The organism is Streptomyces sp. NPDC059201 (assembly GCF_042754585.1).
GTDB lineage: Bacteria > Actinomycetota > Actinomycetes > Streptomycetales > Streptomycetaceae > Streptomyces.
Window position 1 is genome coordinate 252246 of the sequence record NZ_JBHZBB010000009.1, and the last position, 19064, is coordinate 271309.

Here is a 19064-nt window from a genome sequence, read left to right on the forward strand (position 1 = left end):
CGCGTCGGCTCAGCCGCCCAGCAGACTGGTGTAGGCGGCTTCCGCCATGCGTGCCGGGGCGATATCGGTGGGGGAGTGGGCCAGGAACGTGCTGGTGGCGCCGGAGTGCAGGATGCGACCGCCGTCGAGGACGGTGACGTGGTCGGCCTCCTCGGCGAGGTCGGCGACGTCGTGGGTGGACATCAGGACGGACACCTCACCGGCCAGGCTGTTCAGGACGTCCCTGAAGACCCGCCTCTGGCGGGGGTCCATGCCGGCGGTGGGCTCGTCGAGGAGGAGTACGCGTGCGTCGTGCACCAGGGCGGCGGCCACGCCCACGCGTCGCAGCTGACCGCCGGAGAGCCGGTTGCTCCTGACGTCGGCCTGGTCGGAGAGTTCGACCCGGGCCAGCGCGCGGGCTGCCTGGTCCCAGGCGTCGCTGCGGTTCATGCCCTTGAGCCAGCCGACGTAGGCGACGTAGGCGCGGGAGGTCAGAGAGGGCATGGGGGTGATGTCCTGAGGCATCCACGCGACGGCCTGGCGGTACGCCGTGGTCCGGGAGTCCAGGCCGTCGAGGGTGACGGTGCCGGAGCGGGGGCGGTTGACGGAGGCGGCCAGCTTCAGAAGGGTCGACTTTCCGGCTCCGTTGGGGCCCAGGAGAATGGTCAGGCCGGAGGGGAGCCGGTAGCTGAAGTCCTTCAGGATGGGCGAGCTCCAGCGCCGGTAGGCGTAGGTGCAGGAGGTCAGTTCCAGAGTCATGAGAACTTCCTTGACGTGCGAATCTGAGCGGCGACACCGATGACGAGCATCAGGGCGGCCCCGGCCGCGGCGTGCGGGGCGCCCAGGGGCTCGGGTACGACGGTCCAGGGGTGGGGATCGTTGGAGCTGCGGAAGCCGACCAGTACGACGGTCATCACCCAGGCCGTCGGGAGCAGCGCGCCGGCCTGGCCGAACAGGGCACGGCCCAGCAGCATGAGGCCGGTCAGGAAGGCGACGTTGCGGCCCGCCGCCTGGGCCACCTGCGAACCGATCAGGGCTCCCAGGAGCAGACAGGCCGCCACGGCCACGGTCACGGTGACGATCACGAGCGCGGTGTCCCGCAGTGCGATCCGGCGCACTCCGCTGGTCTCCGGTGCTTCGAGACGGGAGTCGAGGCTTGTCATCAGGGCCGCCACCAGCGGGATCGGGACGAAGACGACCAGCCGCACGGTGATGGCGCCGCTGGAACCGAAGGACGGCAGTGCGCTGCTCCGGTCCTGGAGCAGCAGCACGAGGCCGAGGAAGACGGCCATGCCCAGGGTGAGGAAGACGTGGGCGCGCCGCGTGCGGAGCCACCACATCAGGAGGCGCCCTTCGCGCACGCGCGGATCACGGTCCGCTCGAACCAGGCGCCCTGCTGTGCGGGGGGTGTGCTCCGGACCTTCGTGACCTCGTCGTGTATCCGGGACCACTGCGCGGCCGAGAAGTTCTTCAGTTCCGGCTCCTGCCGGATGCGCTTGAGGTTGGCGGCCTCCTCGCCGGTCACCTCGGCGGCCCACATCCCCAGTACCTGCGCCGTGGCGAGGTCGGGACCGGAGCAGGGGTAGTGCAGCGCGGACCGCACCACCTGGAACCGTACGGTTCCGTTCCGTTCCCCGTGGGAGAGAGCGGCCCGCCAGACCTCCGGGGTGGAGGGCCGGGGGAACCGCCCGTCCGCGGACGCGTCCAGGATCACGTCGGGGGTCTTCAGCCCGGCCGCCCGATAGTCCTCGATCACTGACGCGGCGTACCGGTGCACCGCCGCGATGTTGTCCGCCGAGCCCTCCGGCATGCACACCCGGAGGGCGGCGCCGGTGCAGGTCAGGGTGCCGTGCCCGGTCAGCATGGGGGGTACGGGCCCCCAGCCCCGCACCATGTGCTGGGCACCCGACATGGCGGCGAGCGCCACGGCCCCGGCGAGGGCCACGCGCAGCAGCAGGAGGCGTACGGGCAGCCACAGCAGGGCCACGGCGGCGGCGATGCCCCCGGTGAAGAGGATGTGGGGGACGAGGGTCGCGGGGTCGGCCACCTCGCCGAACCGGGGTGTCTCCGGGTACTGGCCGGAGACGTGACGCTTCCACCATTCGGTGGTGGTGACGGTCGATCCGACCAGGACGAAGGTGGCCACGGCGGCGACCGGCGCGGCGATCACATGAGGCAGACGGCGACCGAGCGCGAAGCCGATGACGGCGTGGGCCACGCAGAGGACCATGGCCATCAGCAGGGGGTACAGGCTGTCGAACGTGGGAAGGGTGCCGGTCTCGACCAGCGCGCCGGCGGCCGGCAGGACGAGCATCGCCCAGGGCAGCAGGAGGATGGGAAGAAGGGCCTGTGCGGCGATGTGGTACGGGGAACGCGTCGGCGCCAGCTCCCAGACCCGGCTCCTGGTCAGCCGCCCGCTCTCCCACACTCCGAGGGCCATCGCCGTGGCGTAGGCGAAGGTGTAAAGCGGGCCCAGAGCGTTGGCGACGAGGGTGGGCGCGTAGCCGAGGTGTCCGGGGCGGGGGCCGGAGGAGCCGAAGAAGTAGCTGAGGAGGGTGAGGGCGATCGCGGCAGGCGCGAACCAGAACGCGCTGCCGGCGCGCAAGCGGGAGAGAAGACTCAAGGGACGGTCTCCGTGGGGGGAAAGGAGCGGAGGCGCGACAACGCGGAGGCGCGTGGACGGCAGGTCCCGGACGGAAGCCGTGCCTGCCGCCCGAGCGTCGGATGTCGGACGGTTGTCGATGGCGCGTCAGTCGGCTGCGGTGGTGTCCACTTCGACCGTTCGGGCCCACATCTTGTTCTCTCCCTTGAGAGAGCCGAGCTTGAAGTAGAAGTCGTTGGCCGGCAGACCGGTCCAGCTCTTGGAACTGACCTTGTCGCTGCCCGTGAAGCAGTTGAGGAAGGTGGAGGATCCCTTGTTGTTGTCGTAGTTGAGGGACACGTCCTCCCACAGGGTGACGTCGACGCTCGTCGCGAAGCCCTGGTCGCAGCCCGTGAAGAGGACCTGCGAGTACGACTCGTCGTCCCATCTGCGGGACTCGAATCCGTTCATGACGCCTGACATGCTGCTGGTCCAGTTGCGAAGGCCGGCGTCGCCAGCGTCAGCACCATCGTCGCGACCGTGCCGCCGATGGCGGCTATGCGGGACTTCTTCACGGGAGACACACCTCGTTCTTCATCGATCGTTCACTTTGACCGGCCGATCGTGATCGAGGTGCCGGGGTGCGTCAAAGGGCTGTTGCGCTTTCCGTCAAGTCAACTACCGTCCGGGGAACCGCCTTTCCCGCTTTCCGCTACTCCTCCTTCAGGACCGGGAAGCGGCGGGGGGCCAGGGTGAGGAGGGCGACGAGGGCTAGGGCTGCGGCGGCTGCGGCGCCGAAGTAGACCCAGTCGACGGCCGCGTCGACCGCGCGGCGGATGGTGTCGGTGGTGTCGAGGGAGCGGGCCAGGGTGTCGAGGTCCGTGTCGGCGCCGAGGCGGGCGGCGAGGACGCCGTTGGCGACCGCGCCGAAGGCCGCCGCGCCGACGCTCTGGCCCACCTGGCGGCAGAAGAGGACGGAGGCGGTGGTGGTGCCGCGTTCCTCGTAGGGGACGGTCGACTGGACGCCGACGATCAGGGGGAGTTGGAAGAGGCCCAGGCAGGCGCCGAGCGCGAGCATCAGGAGAGCGGGCTGCCAGGGTTCGCCGGGGTAGGGGAGGAACGGGAAGGCGAGGAGGAGGACCAGCGCGCCCGAGATGCCGAGGACGGCCGTCATGCGGAAGCCGATGCGGGTGTAGACGCGGTTCGAGAGCGCGGCGGTGATCGGCCAGCTCAGCGTCCAGGAGGAGAGGACGAGGCCGGCGGCTATCGGGCCGAGGCCGAGGACCGACTGCGCGTACGTGGGCAGGAAGACGGTCGGCGCGACCATGAGGAGACCCAGCGCCCCCAGCGCGAGGTTGACCGCGGCGATCGTCCGGCGGCGCCAGACCCAGCCGGGGATCATCGGCTCCGCCGCCCGGCGCTCCACGACCACCGTGCCGGCCGCGAGGAGCGCCGCGCCCGCGAACAGGCCGAGGGACGGCGCCGAGAGCCACGGCCAGGCCACGCCGCCCTGCACCAGCGCGGTCAGCAGCAGTGCCCCCGTCGCGAAGACGCCGAGCGCGCCCGCCCAGTCGATGCGGACCGGGGCCGTACGGGCGGGCCTGGCGGGTTCCTTGAGGTGGCGGAGGATCATCCAGAGGGCGAGGCCGCCGACCGGCAGGTTGATGAGGAAGATCCAGCGCCAGTCCGCGTACCCGGCGAGCAGTCCGCCGACCACGGGTCCCGCGATGGACGCCGTGGCCCACACCGAGGAGAGCTTCGCCTGGATCCTGGGGCGCTCCTTGAGCGGGTACAGGTCGGCGGCGATCGTCTGGACGGTGCCCTGGAGCGCGCCGCCGCCCAGGCCCTGCACGATGCGGAAGGCGATGAGGGCCGCCATGTTCCAGGCGGCGGCGCAGAGCAGCGAGCCGACGAGGAAGAGGATCGTTCCCGCGACGAGGACGGGCTTGCGGCCGAAGGTGTCGCTGAGCTTTCCGTACACGGGGAGGGTGACGGTGACGGCGAGGAGGTAGCCGGAGAAGAGCCAGGAGAAGACGGAGAGGCCGCCGAGGTCGCCGACGATCTGGGGGACGGCCGTGGCGATGATGGTGCCGTCGAGGGCGGCGAGCGCCATGCAGAGCATCAGGGCGGCGACGACGGCACCCCGGCGCCCGCCCGCCGCGCCCGTCGCCTCGTGCCGCGTCCGCGTCGAGGTCCCCCCGCCGCCCGCGCTCCCGCCCGTACTCCCCTCCGACACGCTGTTGCCCTTCTCTTTCTTCGTACACCTAAATGTCCGCGGACAGAGTCTCACTCCGACCTGGGGCTGAGGAACCCCTAGGGGAACCTCCCCCATGCGAGCCAGGGGACGGTCGTCCCGGCGGAGGACGAGAACGGGCGGGGGCGGTTCTTAGCTTGTCCTTATAGGCAACCACCATCCCGGCGACCGCCATCCCGGCAACCACCATCCCTAGGAGAAGACCGTGACTTCGGCTGTGACCATCCCCAGGCACGGGGGTACTGGAGGGCGTACGGCCGTCGCCGCGCGGGCGCGACAGGTCGTCAAGGCGTACGGCGCGGGGGAGACCCGGGTCGTCGCGCTGGACCACGTCGACGTGGACATCGCCCGCGGACAGTTCACCGCGATCATGGGCCCCTCGGGGTCCGGCAAGTCGACCCTGATGCACTGCCTCGCCGGTCTCGACACCGTCACCGGCGGCCAGATCTTCCTCGACGAGACCGAGATCACCGGGCTCAAGGACAAGAAGCTCACGCAGCTGCGCCGGGACCGGATCGGCTTCATCTTCCAGGCGTTCAACCTGCTGCCGACCCTGAGCGCGCTGGAGAACATCACGCTGCCGATGGACATCGCCGGCCGCAAGCCCGACCGGGCGTGGCTGGACCGGGTCGTCGACACCGTCGGGCTCGCCGGGCGGCTGAAGCACCGGCCGACCGAGCTGTCCGGCGGCCAGCAGCAGCGCGTCGCCGTCGCGCGGGCGCTTGCCGCCCGGCCGGAGATCATCTTCGGTGACGAGCCGACCGGAAACCTCGACTCGCGGGCCGGCGCCGAGGTCCTCGGCTTCCTGCGGCAGTCCGTCGACGAGCTGGGGCAGACGATCGTCATGGTCACGCACGACCCGGTGGCCGCCTCGTACGCGGACCGGGTCCTCTACCTGGCGGACGGGCGGATCGTCGACGAGATGGAGCGGCCCACCGCCGACGCCGTACTCGACCGCATGAAGGACTTCGACGCGCGCGGGCGGACGTCATGACCGTCTTCCGCACCTCCCTGAGAAACCTCCTCGCGCACAAGGGCCGGATGGCGCTCTCCGCCGTCGCCGTGCTCCTCTCCGTCGCGTTCGTGTCCGGGACCCTGGTCTTCACCGACACGATGAACACGACCTTCGACAAGCTCTTCGCCACCACCGCCTCCGACGTCACGGTCTCCCCGGCGGAGTCCGACCCGATGGACGAGAGCCCGGACACCGGCCGACCCGAGTCCCTCCCCGCCTCCGTCGTCGCCGACGTGCGGAAGGCGAAGGGCGTCGCCGACGCGCAGGGCTCCGTCACCTCGATGGGCGTCACCGTCGTCGACCGGGCGAACAAGAACGTCGGCCCGACCAGCGGCGCCCCGACGATCGCCGCCAACTGGAGCCCGTACGAGCTCCGTTCGGTGGAGCTCGTCGAGGGCCACGAGCCGCGCGGGCCCACCGACGTCGTCGTCGACCGCGGCACCGCGGACAAGCACGGCCTGAAGCTCGGCGCCCCGCTCCGTACGATCTCCGCCTCCGGCGACTTCACCGCCAACGTCTCCGGCATCGTCGAGTTCAAGGTCACCAACCCGGGCGCCACCCTCGTCTACTTCGACACCGCCACCGCCCAGCGCCAGCTCCTCGGCAAGGAGGGCCTGTTCACGCAGGTCATGGTCGACGGCGAGCAGGGGGTCGCCGACCCGGCGCTGAAGACCGAGGTCGCCGCGGCGCTCGGCGACGGGTTCCGGGTCCAGACGGCCGCCGAGGTCGCCGAGGAGGGCAGCAAGGACCTGGCCGGCTTCCTCGACGTCATGAAGTACGCGATGCTCGGCTTCGCCGGGATCGCCTTCCTCGTCGGCATCTTCCTCATCGTCAACACCTTCTCCATGCTGGTCGCCCAGCGCACCCGCGAGATCGGCCTGCTGCGGGCGATCGGATCCAGCCGCAAGCAGATCAACCGCTCCGTCCTCGTCGAGGCCGTCCTCCTCGGCGTGATCGGCTCGGTCTCCGGTGTCGCCGCCGGTGTCGGCCTCGCCGTCGGCCTGATGGAGCTCATGTCGTCCATGGGCATGGAGCTGTCCACCCGCGACCTCACCATCGCCTGGACCACCCCCGTCGTCGGCCTCGCCCTCGGCGTCCTCGTCACCGTCCTCGCCGCCTACATCCCGGCCCGCCGGGCCGGCAAGATCTCCCCGATGGCCGCCCTCCGCGACGCCGGCACGCCCGCCGACGGGCGCGCCGGACGGATCCGCGGCGGGATCGGGCTGCTCCTCACCCTCGCGGGCGGCGGCGCCCTGTGGGCCGCGACCGCGGCCGAGAAGGCCGGGACGGGCTCGCTGTGGCTCGGCGTCGGCGTGGTGCTGTCGCTGCTCGGCTTCGTCGTCATCGGCCCGGTGCTCGCGGGCGGGGTGGTACGGGTCCTCGGCGTCGTCGTCCTGCGGGTCTTCGGCCCCGTCGGGCGGATGGCCGAGCGGAACGCGCTCCGCAACCCGCGCCGCACCGGCGCGACCGGCGCCGCCCTGATGATCGGCCTCGCGCTCGTCGCCTGCCTGTCCGTCGTCGGCTCCTCCATGGTGGCCTCGGCCACCGACGAGCTCGACCGGTCCGTCGGCGCGGACTACATCGTGCAGAACCAGATGGGCGCGCCGATCGTGCCGCAGGCGCAGGCCGCGGTGGAGAAGGTGGCGGGCCTCGACCACGTCACCGAGTACCGCCCGGTCGACGTGCGGATCACCGACCCGCGCGGCACGGTCTCGAAGGAGTGGCTGGCCGCGACCGAGCCGACCTACCCGCGGGACCTCCGGCGCGAGGTCACGTCCGGGGACCTCGCGGCGGCGTACGGCCCCGGCGCGATGTCCGTCGGCAGCGACTACGCGACCGCGCACGGGGTGAAGGTCGGCGACACCCTCGCCGTCGCCTTCGCGCACGGTTCGACGGCGAAGCTGAAGGTCGCCGCGATCACGGCGGACGTCGGGAACGTCGACAACGGCGCCATGTACACGAACGTCACCACCGCCGCCGCGCACCTGCCGGCCGAGCGGATGCCGGCCAGCGCGCTGCTCCTCGCGAGCGCGAAGGACGGGCAGGAGGAGGCGGCGTACGAGTCCCTCAAGACGGCGCTCGCCCCGTACCCCCAGTACAAGGTCTCCAACCAGGCCGACTACAAGGAGGACCTCCAGAACCAGGTCGGCCAGCTTCTGAACATCGTCTACGGCCTGCTGGCGCTGGCGATCGTCGTCGCGATCCTGGGCGTGGTCAACACGCTGGCGCTGTCGGTGGTGGAGCGCACCCGCGAGATCGGCCTCATGCGGGCGATCGGCCTCTCCCGCCGCCAGCTGCGGAGGATGATCCGCCTGGAGTCGGTGGTCATCGCCCTCTTCGGCGCGCTGCTGGGCCTCGGCCTCGGCATGGGCTGGGGCACGGCCGCGCAGCAGCTCCTCGCCCTGGAGGGCCTCGGCGTCCTGGAGATCCCCTGGACGACGATCCTCACGGTCTTCGTGGGCTCGGCCTTCGTCGGCCTCTTCGCGGCCCTGGTCCCCGCGTTCCGCGCGGGCCGCATGAACGTCCTGAACGCGATCGCGAGCGAGTGACCTCGTGGGACGCGGCGTACGGCCCCGGAGCGCATCCCGCGCGCCGGGGCCGTACGGCTGTTCAGACGGACAGGACGGGCACGTCGTAGAGGGGGATGTTCTTGTCCCGCGTGACGAGCGTCAGCCCTTCGGTCCGCGCCTGGGCGACCAGTATCCGGTCGAAGGGGTCGCGGTGGTGGTGGGGGAGGCGGGCGGCGGTGACGCCGTGCTGGCCGGTCACGGGCAGGGCGCGGAGCTGGGAGTTCGCCGCCCGTTCGGGCAGGTCCGCGGGCCCTTCCAGCTTGCCCAGGGCCTGCTTGATGGCGATCTCCCAGGGTGTGACCGCGCTGAGGTAGGCGTGTTCCTCGGTGTCGAGGAGGTCCTTGATCTCGTCGGTGAGCTGCGGGGAGTCCAGCAGCCACCAGAGGACGACGTGGGTGTCGACGAGCAGCTTCACTCGGAGGCGTCCTTCTCTCCGAGCCCGAACGCCTCGGCGAAGCCGGGGTCGTCGGACATGTCGTCGAAGTCGTCGTGGAGGACGACGGGCTCCGTGAGGGAGCCCCGCGCGGTGCGCCGGACCTTCCCCCTCAGCGGAATGACCTTCGCGACCGGTTCCCCCGCCTTGCTGATGATCACCTCCTCGCCGGTGGCGACCGCCTCCAGGATCTTGGAGAAGTGGGTCTTCGCGTCGTGGACGTTGTACTGCCGGGCTGCTTCCATCGCGGCCTCTCACGGCTCGGCTCAAGCAAGTGGACTAAGTGCCGGACTAAGAATATCGGGGTCGCCCGATCGGCCGCAAACGCCCTCACCCCCCGGAGTGACCGGTTCACCCCGTCGAGTGGGCGCATTACCTCGCGCCGGGGGCGTGCGGGCGTCGTAGGGTGGAGGCCCCGGCCCGTGCGACGTGTCGGGTCGTTCGCGTTGTCCGGGTTGCCGCTCGTCCGGTCGCCCTCGTACGTACCGGGATGGAAGCTCCATGAGCCTGCACGGTCTGCTCGACCTCGTCGTCAAGGACACGGCCCTCGCGGAGGCGGTGGCGGCCGCGTCGGACGGGAAGCGTCCGTACGTGGACCTGGTCGGCCCCGCCGCCGCCCGCCCCTTCGCCGTGGCCGCGCTGGCCAGGGACTCGGGGCGGCCGGTGCTCGCGGTGACGGCGACCGGCCGCGAGGCCGAGGACCTGGCGGCGGCGCTGCGGTCCCTCCTCGACCCGGAGACCGTCGTCGAGTACCCCTCCTGGGAGACCCTGCCGCACGAGCGGCTCTCGCCCCGCTCCGACACCGTCGGCCGCCGGCTCGCCGTGCTGCGCCGCCTCGCGCACCCGAGCCCGGACGACCCGGCGGCGGGGCCCGTCAGCGTCGTCGTCGCGCCGATCCGCTCGGTGCTCCAGCCGCAGGTGAAGGGGCTCGGGGACCTGGAGCCGGTGGCGCTGCGGTCGGGCCGGACGGCGGATCTCGGCCAGGTCGTCGAGGGGCTCGCGGCGGCCGCGTACTCCCGCGTCGAGCTCGTCGAGAAGCGCGGCGAGTTCGCCGTTCGCGGCGGCATCCTGGACGTCTTCCCGCCGACCGAGGAGCACCCGCTCCGGATCGAGTTCTGGGGCGACGACGTCGAGGAGATCCGCTACTTCAAGGTCGCCGACCAGCGCTCGCTCGAAGTCGCCGAGCACGGCCTGTGGGCGCCGCCCTGCCGCGAGCTGCTGCTCACGGACGAGGTGCGCGGGAGGGCCGCGGCCCTCGCCGAGGAGCACCCGGAGCTCGGCGAGATGCTGAACAAGATCGCCGAGGGGATCGCCGTCGAGGGCATGGAGTCCCTCGCGCCGGTCCTCGTCGACGACATGGAGCTGCTGCTCGACGTCCTCCCCGCCGGCTCGATGGCCGTCGTCTGCGACCCCGAGCGGGTCAGGACCCGCGCCGCCGACCTCGTCGCCACCAGCCAGGAGTTCCTCCAGGCGTCGTGGGCGGCGACCGCCGGCGGCGGCGAGGCGCCGATCGACGTCGACGCGGCCTCCCTGTGGGGGATCGCGGACGTACGCGAGCGGGCGCGGGAGCTCGGGATGATGTGGTGGTCGGTGTCGCCGTTCGCGGCGGACGCCGAGGCCGACGCCGAGTCCGACACCCTCGCGCTGGGCATGCGCGCCCCGGAGACGTACCGCGGCGACACCGCCCGCGCGCTCGCCGACACCAAGGGCTGGCTGGCCGACGGCTGGCGCACGGTCTACGTGACGGAGGCCCACGGCCCCGCCTCCCGCACCGTCGAGGTGCTGGGCGGCGAGGGCATCGCGGCCCGGCTGACCGCCGACCTGGCGGACGTGGACCCGGCCGTCGTGCACGTCGCCTGCGGCTCGATCGACTTCGGCTTCGTCGACCCGGCGCTGCGGCTCGCCGTGCTCACCGAGACCGACCTGTCCGGCCAGAAGGCGGCCGGCAAGGACGGCCAGCGGATGCCGGCCAAGCGGCGCAAGACCATCGACCCGCTGACCCTGGAGGTCGGCGACTACATCGTGCACGAGCAGCACGGCGTCGGCCGCTACCTGGAGATGGTGCAGCGCACCGTGCAGGGCGCCACCCGCGAGTACCTCCTCGTCGAGTACGCCCCCGCCAAGCGCGGCCAGCCCGGCGACCGCCTCTACATCCCGACCGACCAGCTGGAGCAGGTCACCAAGTACGTCGGCGGCGAGGCGCCCACCCTGCACCGGCTCGGCGGCGCGGACTGGACGAAGACGAAGCAGAAGGCGAAGAAGGCGGTCAAGGAGATCGCCGCCGACCTCATCAGGCTGTACAGCGCCCGGATGGCGGCCCCCGGCCACGCCTTCGGCGCGGACACCCCGTGGCAGCGCGAGCTGGAGGACGCCTTCCCGTACGCGGAGACCCCGGACCAGCTCTCCACGATCGCCGAGGTCAAGGAGGACATGGAGAAGACGGTCCCGATGGACCGGCTGATCTGCGGCGACGTCGGCTACGGCAAGACGGAGATCGCCGTACGGGCCGCCTTCAAGGCGGTCCAGGACGGCAAGCAGGTCGCGGTCCTGGTGCCGACGACCCTGCTCGTCCAGCAGCACTACGGCACCTTCTCCGAGCGCTACGGCCAGTTCCCCGTCAACGTCCGCGCCCTCTCCCGCTTCCAGAGCGACACCGAGGCGAAGGCGACCCTGGAGGGCCTGCGCGAGGGCTCCGTCGACGTCGTCATCGGCACCCACCGCCTCTTCTCCTCCGAGACCAAGTTCAAGGACCTCGGTCTGGTCATCGTCGACGAGGAGCAGCGCTTCGGCGTCGAGCACAAGGAGCAGCTGAAGAAGCTCCGGGCCAACGTCGACGTCCTGACCATGTCCGCCACCCCCATCCCGCGCACCCTGGAGATGGCGGTCACGGGCATCCGCGAGATGTCCACCATCACCACCCCGCCGGAGGAGCGGCACCCGGTCCTCACCTTCGTCGGCCCGTACGAGGAGAAGCAGATCGGCGCGGCCATCCGCCGCGAACTGCTCCGCGAGGGGCAGGTCTTCTACATCCACAACCGGGTGGACTCCATCGACCGCGCGGCGGCCCGGCTCCGCGAGATCGTCCCCGAGGCGCGGATCGCGACCGCCCACGGGCAGATGAGCGAGAGCGCCCTGGAGCAGGTCGTCGTCGACTTCTGGGAGAAGAAGTTCGACGTGCTCGTCTCGACGACGATCGTCGAGTCCGGCATCGACATCTCCAACGCCAACACGCTGATCGTCGAGCGCGGCGACAACTTCGGCCTCTCGCAGCTCCACCAGCTCCGCGGACGCGTCGGCCGGGGCCGCGAGCGCGGCTACGCCTACTTCCTCTACCCGCCGGAGAAGCCCCTCACCGAGACCGCCCACGAGCGCCTCGCGACCATCGCCCAGCACACCGAGATGGGCGCCGGCATGTACGTCGCGATGAAGGACCTGGAGATCCGCGGCGCGGGCAACCTCCTCGGCGGCGAGCAGTCCGGCCACATCGCGGGCGTCGGCTTCGACCTGTACGTCCGCATGGTCGGCGAGGCGGTCGCGGACTACCGCGCCTCCCTGGAGGGCGGCGTGGAGGAGGAGCCGCCGCTGGAGGTCAAGATCGAGCTCCCGGTCGACGCCCATGTCCCCCACGACTACGCCCCCGGCGAGCGCCTGCGCCTCCAGGCGTACCGCGCGATCGCCTCCGCGAACTCGGAGGAGGACATCAAGGCCGTACGGGAGGAGCTGACCGACCGCTACGGCAAGCTGCCCGAGCCGGTGGAGAACCTGCTGCTCGTGGCCGGGCTGCGGATGCTGGCCCGCGCCTGCGGGGTCGGCGAGATCGTCCTCCAGGGCCCGAACATCCGCTTCGCGCCGGTGGAGTTGAGGGAGTCCCAGGAGCTGCGCCTCAAGCGCCTCCACCCGAAGTCCGTCATCAAGCCGGCCGCCCACCAGATCCTGGTCCCGCGCCCCGCCACCCGCCCCATCGGCGGCAAGCCCCTGGTCGGCCGCGACCTGCTCTCGTGGACGGGCGAGTTCCTGACGACGATCCTGGACTGAGCCGGGCCGCTTCGGTTTCCCCTCAGTCCTCGCTATCGGTGAGGAAGCCGGTCAGGAGGTCGAAGTAGTCCTCCGGGGGTACGCCCTGGAGGGCGTCGTCCACGTTGTGCGTGAGGTACAGCGTGGCGAAGCCGTGGGCCAGGGACCAGGCGGCGATGCCGGTGGCGCGGGGGTCCTGGCCCGGGAGGGCGGCGACGCCCGCGCGGAGTTCGGCGCCCGCGCGGGTGCGGGCGGCGGTCAGGTCCGGGTCGTCGGCACGCAGCAGGGCCGGGGCGAACATGACCTGGAAGTGGGCGGGGTGGCCGGCCGCGAAGCGGACGTAGCGGCGGCCCCGGTCCGCGAGCGAGGTGCCGCCGGCGAGGGTGTCCGCGAGCAGGGCGAAGCCCTGGGCCGCGATGGCCGTGAGGAGCCCGGTGCGGTCGCCGAAGTGGTGGGCGGGGGCCGCGTGGGAGACCCCGGCCCGCCGGGCCAGGTCGCGGAGGCTGAGGGCGCCCGGGCCGTCCGCCGCGATGACCTCCAGGGCCGCTGCCAGGACCGCCTGCCGCAGGTCGCCGTGGTGGTAGGTGCTCCGAGGTGTCATGGGCGCAGCCTAGCCCGTATCTAGTCATTGACAAGTTGTGGGCCTTGGGGGGAGTCTTGTCAGTGGCTAGATGTGTGCTCGCCCGTTCCGGAGGTCTCCATGGACACCGCTCGCGTACGTCAGATGTGGCACCTGCTCGAACCGCTGCACGCCCTGCACTACTACGCCCCCGGGGCCTTCGAGGAGGCCGCCGGGCTCGGCTACGACACCGGGGAGCGGTGGCCCTCCTACTTCGCCTGGCGCGCCGCGCCGCTGGGGGCCGTCGGTACCACCCGCGTGGCCGCCGCCTTCTACAGCTTCAGCCCCGCCATGGTCGGCCGGTACGTGCCCGCCGCCTGGGAGGTCGCCGCGCCCGGTGAGGTGCTCGCCGCGCGGCTGCGGGCGGTGGACCGGACGTACCGGGGGCTGTTCGACGTGGCGGAGGTCCGGGAGGCCGCCGGGCTCGCGCGGCGGGCCGCCGAGGCCGCCGACCTCGCCGGGCGGCCGCTCGCCGCCGCCCACGCCGAGCTGCCCTGGGCGGGGGAGCCGCACCTCGTGCTCTGGCAGGCGGCGACCCTGCTCCGCGAGCACCGGGGGGACGGGCACGTCGCCGCGCTGCTCGCCGCCGGGCTCGACCCGGTCGAGGCGCTGGTGTCGTTCGCCGCCGTCGGCGCCGCGCCCGAGGGCGTCTTCGCGAGCCGGGGCTGGAGCGGGGAGGAGTGGGCGGCCGCGCGGGAACGGCTCGCCGCGCGGGGGCTGGTGGACGCGGACGGCGCCGCCACGCCGGCCGGCCGGGAGCTGCGGGCCGAGGTGGAACGGCGTACGGACGAACGCGCCGCCGCGCCCTGGGCCGCGCTCGGCCCGGACGCCACCGCCCGGCTCTCGGAACTCCTCGGCGGGCCCTGGCTCGCCGCCATCGGCTCGGGACTGCTGCCCTCGGAGAACACGCTCGGGATCGGCAAGATCTGATGAAATGATCACTATCAGCGCTTTTACGCCTAGGATTCGCGGGTGCTGATACGTCGAAGGCTTTATCCCACCGCCGTACTCTCCGGGCTCGTCCTCCTCTCCGGGTGCACGTTCCCCGGCGAGGGCGACGGCGGCCAGGAGTCGTCCGGCGGATCCGCGCCCGCCGCCCGCGTCACGAGCCCCTTCCGGAACCCGGACGGTACGAAGCCGGGGCTCGCCGCCGTGACGGCGGAGGACGAGCGGGCGCGGGCCCGCACGCTCATCGACGGGCTCGCCACCAAGGGGCGGGGCCCGCGCACCGGTTACGCGCGGGACGAGTTCGGGCACGCCTGGCTGGACAAGGCCGACGGCGTGCCGTTCGCGCGCAACGGCTGCGACACCCGCAACGACCTGCTCCGCCGCGACGGACGCGACCTCCGCTTCCGCGACGGCTCGGACTGCGTGGTCGTGGCGATGACGCTGGACGACCCCTACACCGGCACCACCATCGACTGGCGCAAGCAGAAGGCCGCCGAGGTCCAGATCGACCACGTCGTGCCGCTCTCGTACGCCTGGCAGATGGGCGCCTCCCGCTGGTCCGACGCGAAGCGGAAGCGGCTCGCCAACGACCCGCTGAACCTCCTGCCGGTCCAGGGCCGCGCCAACTCCGCCAAGGGCGACTCCGGTCCGGCCTCCTGGCTGCCCCCGGCCAAGGGCGTCCGCTGCGCCTACGCCGTCCGCTTCGCCCAGGTGGCGGAGAAGTACGAGCTCCCGGTGACCGCTCCGGACCGGACGACGATGCTGCGGCAGTGCGGCGGGTGAGGGGGGTGCCCGTGGTGCGTTCCGATAATCGGTTGGTCATGGGGGGCGGGGGCCCTAACCTGCCCGCATGGACCAGGAACTGACGATCACCACGCTCGCGGAGCGGCCCGAGCTCGAAGGGCCGATGTGGTCCATGAAGGACCTCTGGCCCGAGTTCATGATGTACGACCCGGTCGGCTGGTCCCACATGGGCCGGATCGTGCGGGAGTTCCCCGAGTACGTGCTGGTGGCCACGGATCCGGACGGCGTCGTCGTCGCCCGGGGCTTCAGCGTGCCCTTCCTGCGGGACGCGGACGGGCGGCGGGCGCTGCCGGACCGCGGGTGGGACGAGGTGCTGCTGTGGGCCTTCTCGGACCTGAAGCACGGGAAGACGCCCGACACGGTCAGCGCGATCGAGATCACCGTCGACACCAGCGCCCTGGGCCGGGGCATCTCGCACCGGATGCTCGCCGCGATGCGGGAGAACGTGCGCCGTCTCGGCTTCGCCGAGCTCGTCGCGCCGGTGCGGCCCAACGGCAAGCACCTGGAGGCCGGCGCCTCCTTCCACGAGTACGCCTTCCGCACCCGGGAGTCCGACGGGCTGCCGCACGACCCGTGGCTGCGGGTGCACGTCCGCGCGGGCGGCCGGATCGAGGCGGTCGCGCCCGCTTCGATGACGGTCTCCGGCTCCCTGGAGCAGTGGCGGACGTGGACGGGGCTGGCCTTCGACACGGACGGACCGGTCGAGGTCCCGGGCGCGCTGGTGCCCGTCCACTGCGAGGCCGCGCGCGGGTACGCGGTCTACGTCGAGCCCAACGTGTGGGTGCGGCACGACGTCTCCGGCTCGGCCGGCTGACCCGCGGGCTGACCCGCGGCGGTCGGCGCGGCGTCAGGACGTCTTCGTCCAGTCGCCGCAGCCGACCGACTTGAAGTAGCCGTCCTTGGCGGTGATCTTGACGATCGCCGTCCCGGTCACGTTGTCGTTCGCGATGATCGCGTCCATGCCGTGGCCCGCGTCCTTCGAGCGCTCCCAGTAGCAGCCGGCGTCCTTGTTGCCCGTGGACTTGTAGGTGCCGGGCGCCACGTCCGAGCCGACCTTGAACATGCCGCCGTCGCCCTTGAGCGTGCTCTTGGGGGTGCCGGCGGCCTTGGCGTCCACGGCCTCCCACGTCTCGCAGCCCGTGGACTTGAAGAACTTGTCGCTCTTCTTGATCTCGACGTAGGCCGTGCCCGTCACGTTGTCGTTCGCGAGGATCGAGTCGAGCTCGCCGGTGGCGTCCTTCGAGCGCTCCCAGTAGCACATCGCGTCCTCGTTGCCCGAGGTGCGGTAGAGGCCCGGCTCGACGCCGGAGCCGACCTCGAAGTCGCCGTCCCCGTCGATCGTGACGGCCTTCTTCTCCGGGGCCTTCGACTCGGGCGCCTTCGACTCCGCGCCCTTCGACTCCGAGCCCTTGCCGCCCGAGGCCGCCGGGGCCGAGGACTTCGCCTCGGGGGTGGTGCCCTCGTCCCCGCCCCCGCCCAGTGCCGCGCCGATGGCGACGACGACCACGACCGCGCCGGCGGCGGTGAGGACCTTGTGGCGGGCGAACCAGCTGCGCTGCGTCTGAGACTTCGTCATGACTGTGAACACCTTTCAGGTGTCGAGGGATTCCTGTGGACTCCGTGTTTCGATGACGTAATCACAGCAGAGTCTGTGAACCGAGTCAACCATGTTCACGAAGTTCCGCTCCGCTCACGCCGTGAACCCCTCCGGTCGGTATGCTCGTCGTTCACACGTCGTACGAGCGGGAGGACGGAGGGTCCAGGTGCCCGAGGACAGCGCCACAGAGGTCACCGCCGCCGGAATCGCCCGGCTCGCGGGCGTCGGCAGGGCCGCCGTCAGCAACTGGCGCCGCCGCCACGCCGACTTCCCCAAGCCGGTGGGCGGCACCGAGACCAGCCCCTCCTTCGCCCTCCCCGAGGTCGAGCGGTGGCTGCGCGAGCAGGGCAAGCTCGCCGAGGTCCCGCTCCGCGAGCGCGTCTGGCAGCAGCTCGCCGGCCACCCCGCCGGCACCCTCACCGGCCTCGTCCACACCGGCGCCGTCCTGCTGCTCCTGCGCGAGCGGCCCCCCGGCGTCACCGCGCTCGCCGCCCTCCCCGACCCCCGCTTCACCGACGCCCTGCCCGGCGCCCTGGAGGAGGTCCTGACCGTCCGCTTCGGCGCCCCCAGGGCCGTATCCACCCCCACCGCCGGAGCGCTCGCCCCCGCCGCCCCGCTGTTCCGCGCCGCCCTTGAGCTCGCGGCCGAACTGGGCGGCCCCCGGCAGGCGTTCGAGTTCCTCCTCGGCCGCCACCTGGACGCCAACCCGCGCCAGTACACCCTCACCCCGCCGCCGCTCGCCGAGCTGATGGCCGCCCTCGCCGCCGCCGCGACCGCGAGCGCCGGCGACCCGCCCGCCACCGTCCTCCTCGACCCGGCCTCCGGCACCGGCGGCCTGCTGCGCGCCGCCGCCCACCCCGGCACGCTCGCCGTCCAGGACGCCGACCCCGAGCTGGCCGCGCTCTCCGCGCTCCGCCTCGCCCTCCACGGCGACGCCGACATCCGCTCCGCCGCGGGCGACACCCTCCGCGCCGACGCCTTCCCCGCGCTCCGCGCCGACACCGTCCTCGCCCACCCGCCGTTCAACGAGCGCGCCTGGGGCCACGACGAGCTCGCCTACGACCCCCGCTGGGAGTACGGCTTCCCCGCCCGCACCGAGTCCGAGCTCGCCTGGGTCCAGCACGCCCTCGCCCGGCTCCGGGACGGCGGCACCGCCGTCCTCCTCATGCCCCCCGCCGTCGCCTCCCGCCGCTCCGGCCGCCGCATCCGCGCCGACCTGCTGCGCCGGGGCGCCCTGCGGGCCGTCATCGCCCTCCCGGCCGGCGCCGCGCCCCCGTACGGCATCCCGCTCCACCTCTGGGTCCTGGTCCGCCCCGCCGCCGACCGCCGCCCCCCGGCCGAGACCCTCTTCGTCGACACCGCCGGGCTCGCGCCCGACGCGGGCCGCGACAAGCTGCCCTGGACCGTCCTGCACAACGCGGTGCTCGACGCCTGGGCCGGCCGCGCGGGCGACGACACCCTCGCCCGCGCGGTGCCCGTCATCGACCTCCTCGACGACGAGGTCGACCTCGCCCCCGCCCGCTACCTCACCGCCCCCGACGCGGGCGGCTCCGCCGCCGAACTCGCCACCGTCCGGCAGCGCCTGGACGCCACCCTGCGCCGCACCCTCACCCTCGCGCCGGACCCCGAGCCCGCCCGCCCCGCGCCCCGCCCCCTCACCACCGTGGGCGAACTGGCCCGCACCGGCGCCCTCCAGCTCCGCACCGGCGGCCAGGGCACCGCCCCCGCGGGCGGCGAGATCCCCGTCCTCACCGAGCACGACGTGCTCACCGGCGCCGCCCCCTCCGGGACCCTCCCGGAGGCCGCCGAAGGCCACGCCGAGGAACCGGTCCTCGTCCGCGAGGGCGACGTGATCGTGCCCGTCCTCGGCGGCGGCCCGTCCGCCCGCGTCGTCGACGCCGCCACCGCGGGCGCCGCCCTCGGCCGCAGCCTCCAGCTCCTGCGCCCCGACCCGGAGGCGCTCGACCCCTGGTTCCTCGCCGGGTTCCTGCGCGGCACCGCCAACAACCGGCAGGCCAGCAGCTTCGCCTCCACCGCCACCCGGCTCGACGTCCGCCGCCTCCAGCTGCCCCGGCTCCCCCTGGCCGACCAGCGCCGGCACGGCGAGCGCTACCGCACCCTCGCCGAGTTCGAGGAGGCCCTCCGGCTCACCGCCCGGCTGGGCGAGCAACTGCTCCAGGGCCTCTACGACGGGCTCGCGGACGGAAGCGTTCGACCGGGGTGAGGTCGGGGCTAATCTCGTAGCCTGAA

16 protein-coding genes are annotated in these 19064 nt (G+C 72.6%); 7 read left to right on the plus strand and 9 right to left on the minus strand.

Annotation, left to right across the window (positions count from 1 at the left end; translation table 11 throughout):
* Positions 1 to 9 precede the first annotated feature (9 nt).
* The 5 genes from ACFXMG_RS27535 to ACFXMG_RS27555 all read right to left on the minus strand — a co-directional run bounded on the left by ACFXMG_RS27535 (position 10) and on the right by ACFXMG_RS27555 (position 4796).
* Complete coding sequence (locus ACFXMG_RS27535; RefSeq protein WP_383817614.1) at positions 10 to 738, minus strand: ATP-binding cassette domain-containing protein; 729 nt, start codon at positions 736 to 738, stop codon at positions 10 to 12.
* Positions 735 to 1340: a hypothetical protein gene (locus ACFXMG_RS27540; protein ID WP_383817611.1), complete on the minus strand. Its 606-nt coding sequence runs from the start codon at positions 1338 to 1340 to the stop codon at positions 735 to 737. The genes ACFXMG_RS27535 and ACFXMG_RS27540 overlap by 4 nt, the downstream gene beginning before the upstream one ends.
* The gene (locus ACFXMG_RS27545; RefSeq protein ID WP_383817609.1) at positions 1319 to 2602 is read right to left on the minus strand and encodes a hypothetical protein; all 1284 of its coding nucleotides are present in this window, start codon (positions 2600 to 2602) and stop codon (positions 1319 to 1321) included. Before ACFXMG_RS27545 ends, ACFXMG_RS27540 begins: the two co-directional genes overlap by 22 nt.
* A 126-nt stretch (positions 2603 to 2728) precedes the next feature.
* Entirely contained in the window at positions 2729 to 3031 is a 303-nt protein-coding gene (locus ACFXMG_RS27550; protein WP_383817606.1) for a hypothetical protein, read from the minus strand.
* Positions 3032 to 3272: 241 nt separating this feature from the next.
* Positions 3273 to 4796, minus strand: coding sequence for an MFS transporter (locus ACFXMG_RS27555; RefSeq protein ID WP_383817603.1), 1524 nt, complete (start codon positions 4794 to 4796; stop codon positions 3273 to 3275).
* A 223-nt stretch (positions 4797 to 5019) separates the two neighbouring features.
* On the opposite strand from ACFXMG_RS27555, the gene ACFXMG_RS27560 reads away from it, so the two are divergent.
* Together ACFXMG_RS27560 and ACFXMG_RS27565 are read left to right on the plus strand one after the other, a co-directional pair.
* The gene (locus ACFXMG_RS27560; protein WP_383817602.1) at positions 5020 to 5808 is read left to right on the plus strand and encodes an ABC transporter ATP-binding protein; all 789 of its coding nucleotides are present in this window, start codon (positions 5020 to 5022) and stop codon (positions 5806 to 5808) included.
* The gene (locus tag ACFXMG_RS27565; protein WP_383817599.1) at positions 5805 to 8378 is read left to right on the plus strand and encodes an ABC transporter permease; all 2574 of its coding nucleotides are present in this window, start codon (positions 5805 to 5807) and stop codon (positions 8376 to 8378) included. The genes ACFXMG_RS27560 and ACFXMG_RS27565 overlap by 4 nt, the downstream gene beginning before the upstream one ends.
* 61 nt (positions 8379 to 8439) lie before the next feature.
* Here the strand turns inward: ACFXMG_RS27565 and ACFXMG_RS27570 are convergent, their stop codons facing one another.
* Positions 8440 to 8814, minus strand: a complete 375-nt coding sequence (locus ACFXMG_RS27570; RefSeq protein WP_383817596.1) for a type II toxin-antitoxin system VapC family toxin — start codon at positions 8812 to 8814, stop codon at positions 8440 to 8442.
* Positions 8811 to 9077, minus strand: a complete 267-nt coding sequence (locus tag ACFXMG_RS27575; protein ID WP_383817594.1) for a type II toxin-antitoxin system Phd/YefM family antitoxin — start codon at positions 9075 to 9077, stop codon at positions 8811 to 8813. Before ACFXMG_RS27575 ends, ACFXMG_RS27570 begins: the two co-directional genes overlap by 4 nt.
* Positions 9078 to 9333: 256 nt before the next feature.
* On the opposite strand from ACFXMG_RS27575, the gene mfd reads away from it, so the two are divergent.
* A complete protein-coding gene (gene mfd, locus ACFXMG_RS27580; protein WP_383817591.1) occupies positions 9334 to 12867 on the plus strand; it encodes a transcription-repair coupling factor in 3534 nt (1177 codons plus the stop codon).
* A 22-nt stretch (positions 12868 to 12889) separates the two neighbouring features.
* Here the strand turns inward: mfd and ACFXMG_RS27585 are convergent, their stop codons facing one another.
* Positions 12890 to 13447 carry a TetR/AcrR family transcriptional regulator gene (locus ACFXMG_RS27585; protein WP_383817589.1) on the minus strand — a complete coding sequence of 186 codons (558 nt, stop codon included), beginning with the start codon at positions 13445 to 13447 and terminating at the stop codon, positions 12890 to 12892.
* Between the two features lie 99 nt (positions 13448 to 13546).
* Between ACFXMG_RS27585 and ACFXMG_RS27590 the strand changes: the two genes are divergently transcribed.
* From ACFXMG_RS27590 to ACFXMG_RS27600, 3 genes are all read left to right on the plus strand, one after another.
* Entirely contained in the window at positions 13547 to 14395 is an 849-nt protein-coding gene (locus tag ACFXMG_RS27590; RefSeq protein ID WP_383817586.1) for a hypothetical protein, read from the plus strand.
* Between the two features lie 42 nt (positions 14396 to 14437).
* Complete coding sequence (locus tag ACFXMG_RS27595) at positions 14438 to 15196, plus strand: HNH endonuclease family protein (protein ID WP_383817584.1); 759 nt, start codon at positions 14438 to 14440, stop codon at positions 15194 to 15196.
* Positions 15197 to 15263: 67 nt separating this feature from the next.
* On the plus strand, positions 15264 to 16031 hold the full coding sequence (locus ACFXMG_RS27600; RefSeq protein ID WP_383817581.1) for an N-acetyltransferase: 768 nt from the start codon (positions 15264 to 15266) through the stop codon (positions 16029 to 16031).
* A gap of 33 nt (positions 16032 to 16064) precedes the next feature.
* On the opposite strand, the gene ACFXMG_RS27605 is transcribed toward ACFXMG_RS27600, so the two are convergent.
* Positions 16065 to 16793, minus strand: coding sequence for a hypothetical protein (locus tag ACFXMG_RS27605; RefSeq protein ID WP_383817579.1), 729 nt, complete (start codon positions 16791 to 16793; stop codon positions 16065 to 16067).
* Between the two features lie 187 nt (positions 16794 to 16980).
* On the opposite strand from ACFXMG_RS27605, the gene ACFXMG_RS27610 reads away from it, so the two are divergent.
* Positions 16981 to 19038, plus strand: a complete 2058-nt coding sequence (locus ACFXMG_RS27610; protein WP_383817576.1) for an N-6 DNA methylase — start codon at positions 16981 to 16983, stop codon at positions 19036 to 19038.
* Positions 19039 to 19064: the final 26 nt, after the last annotated feature.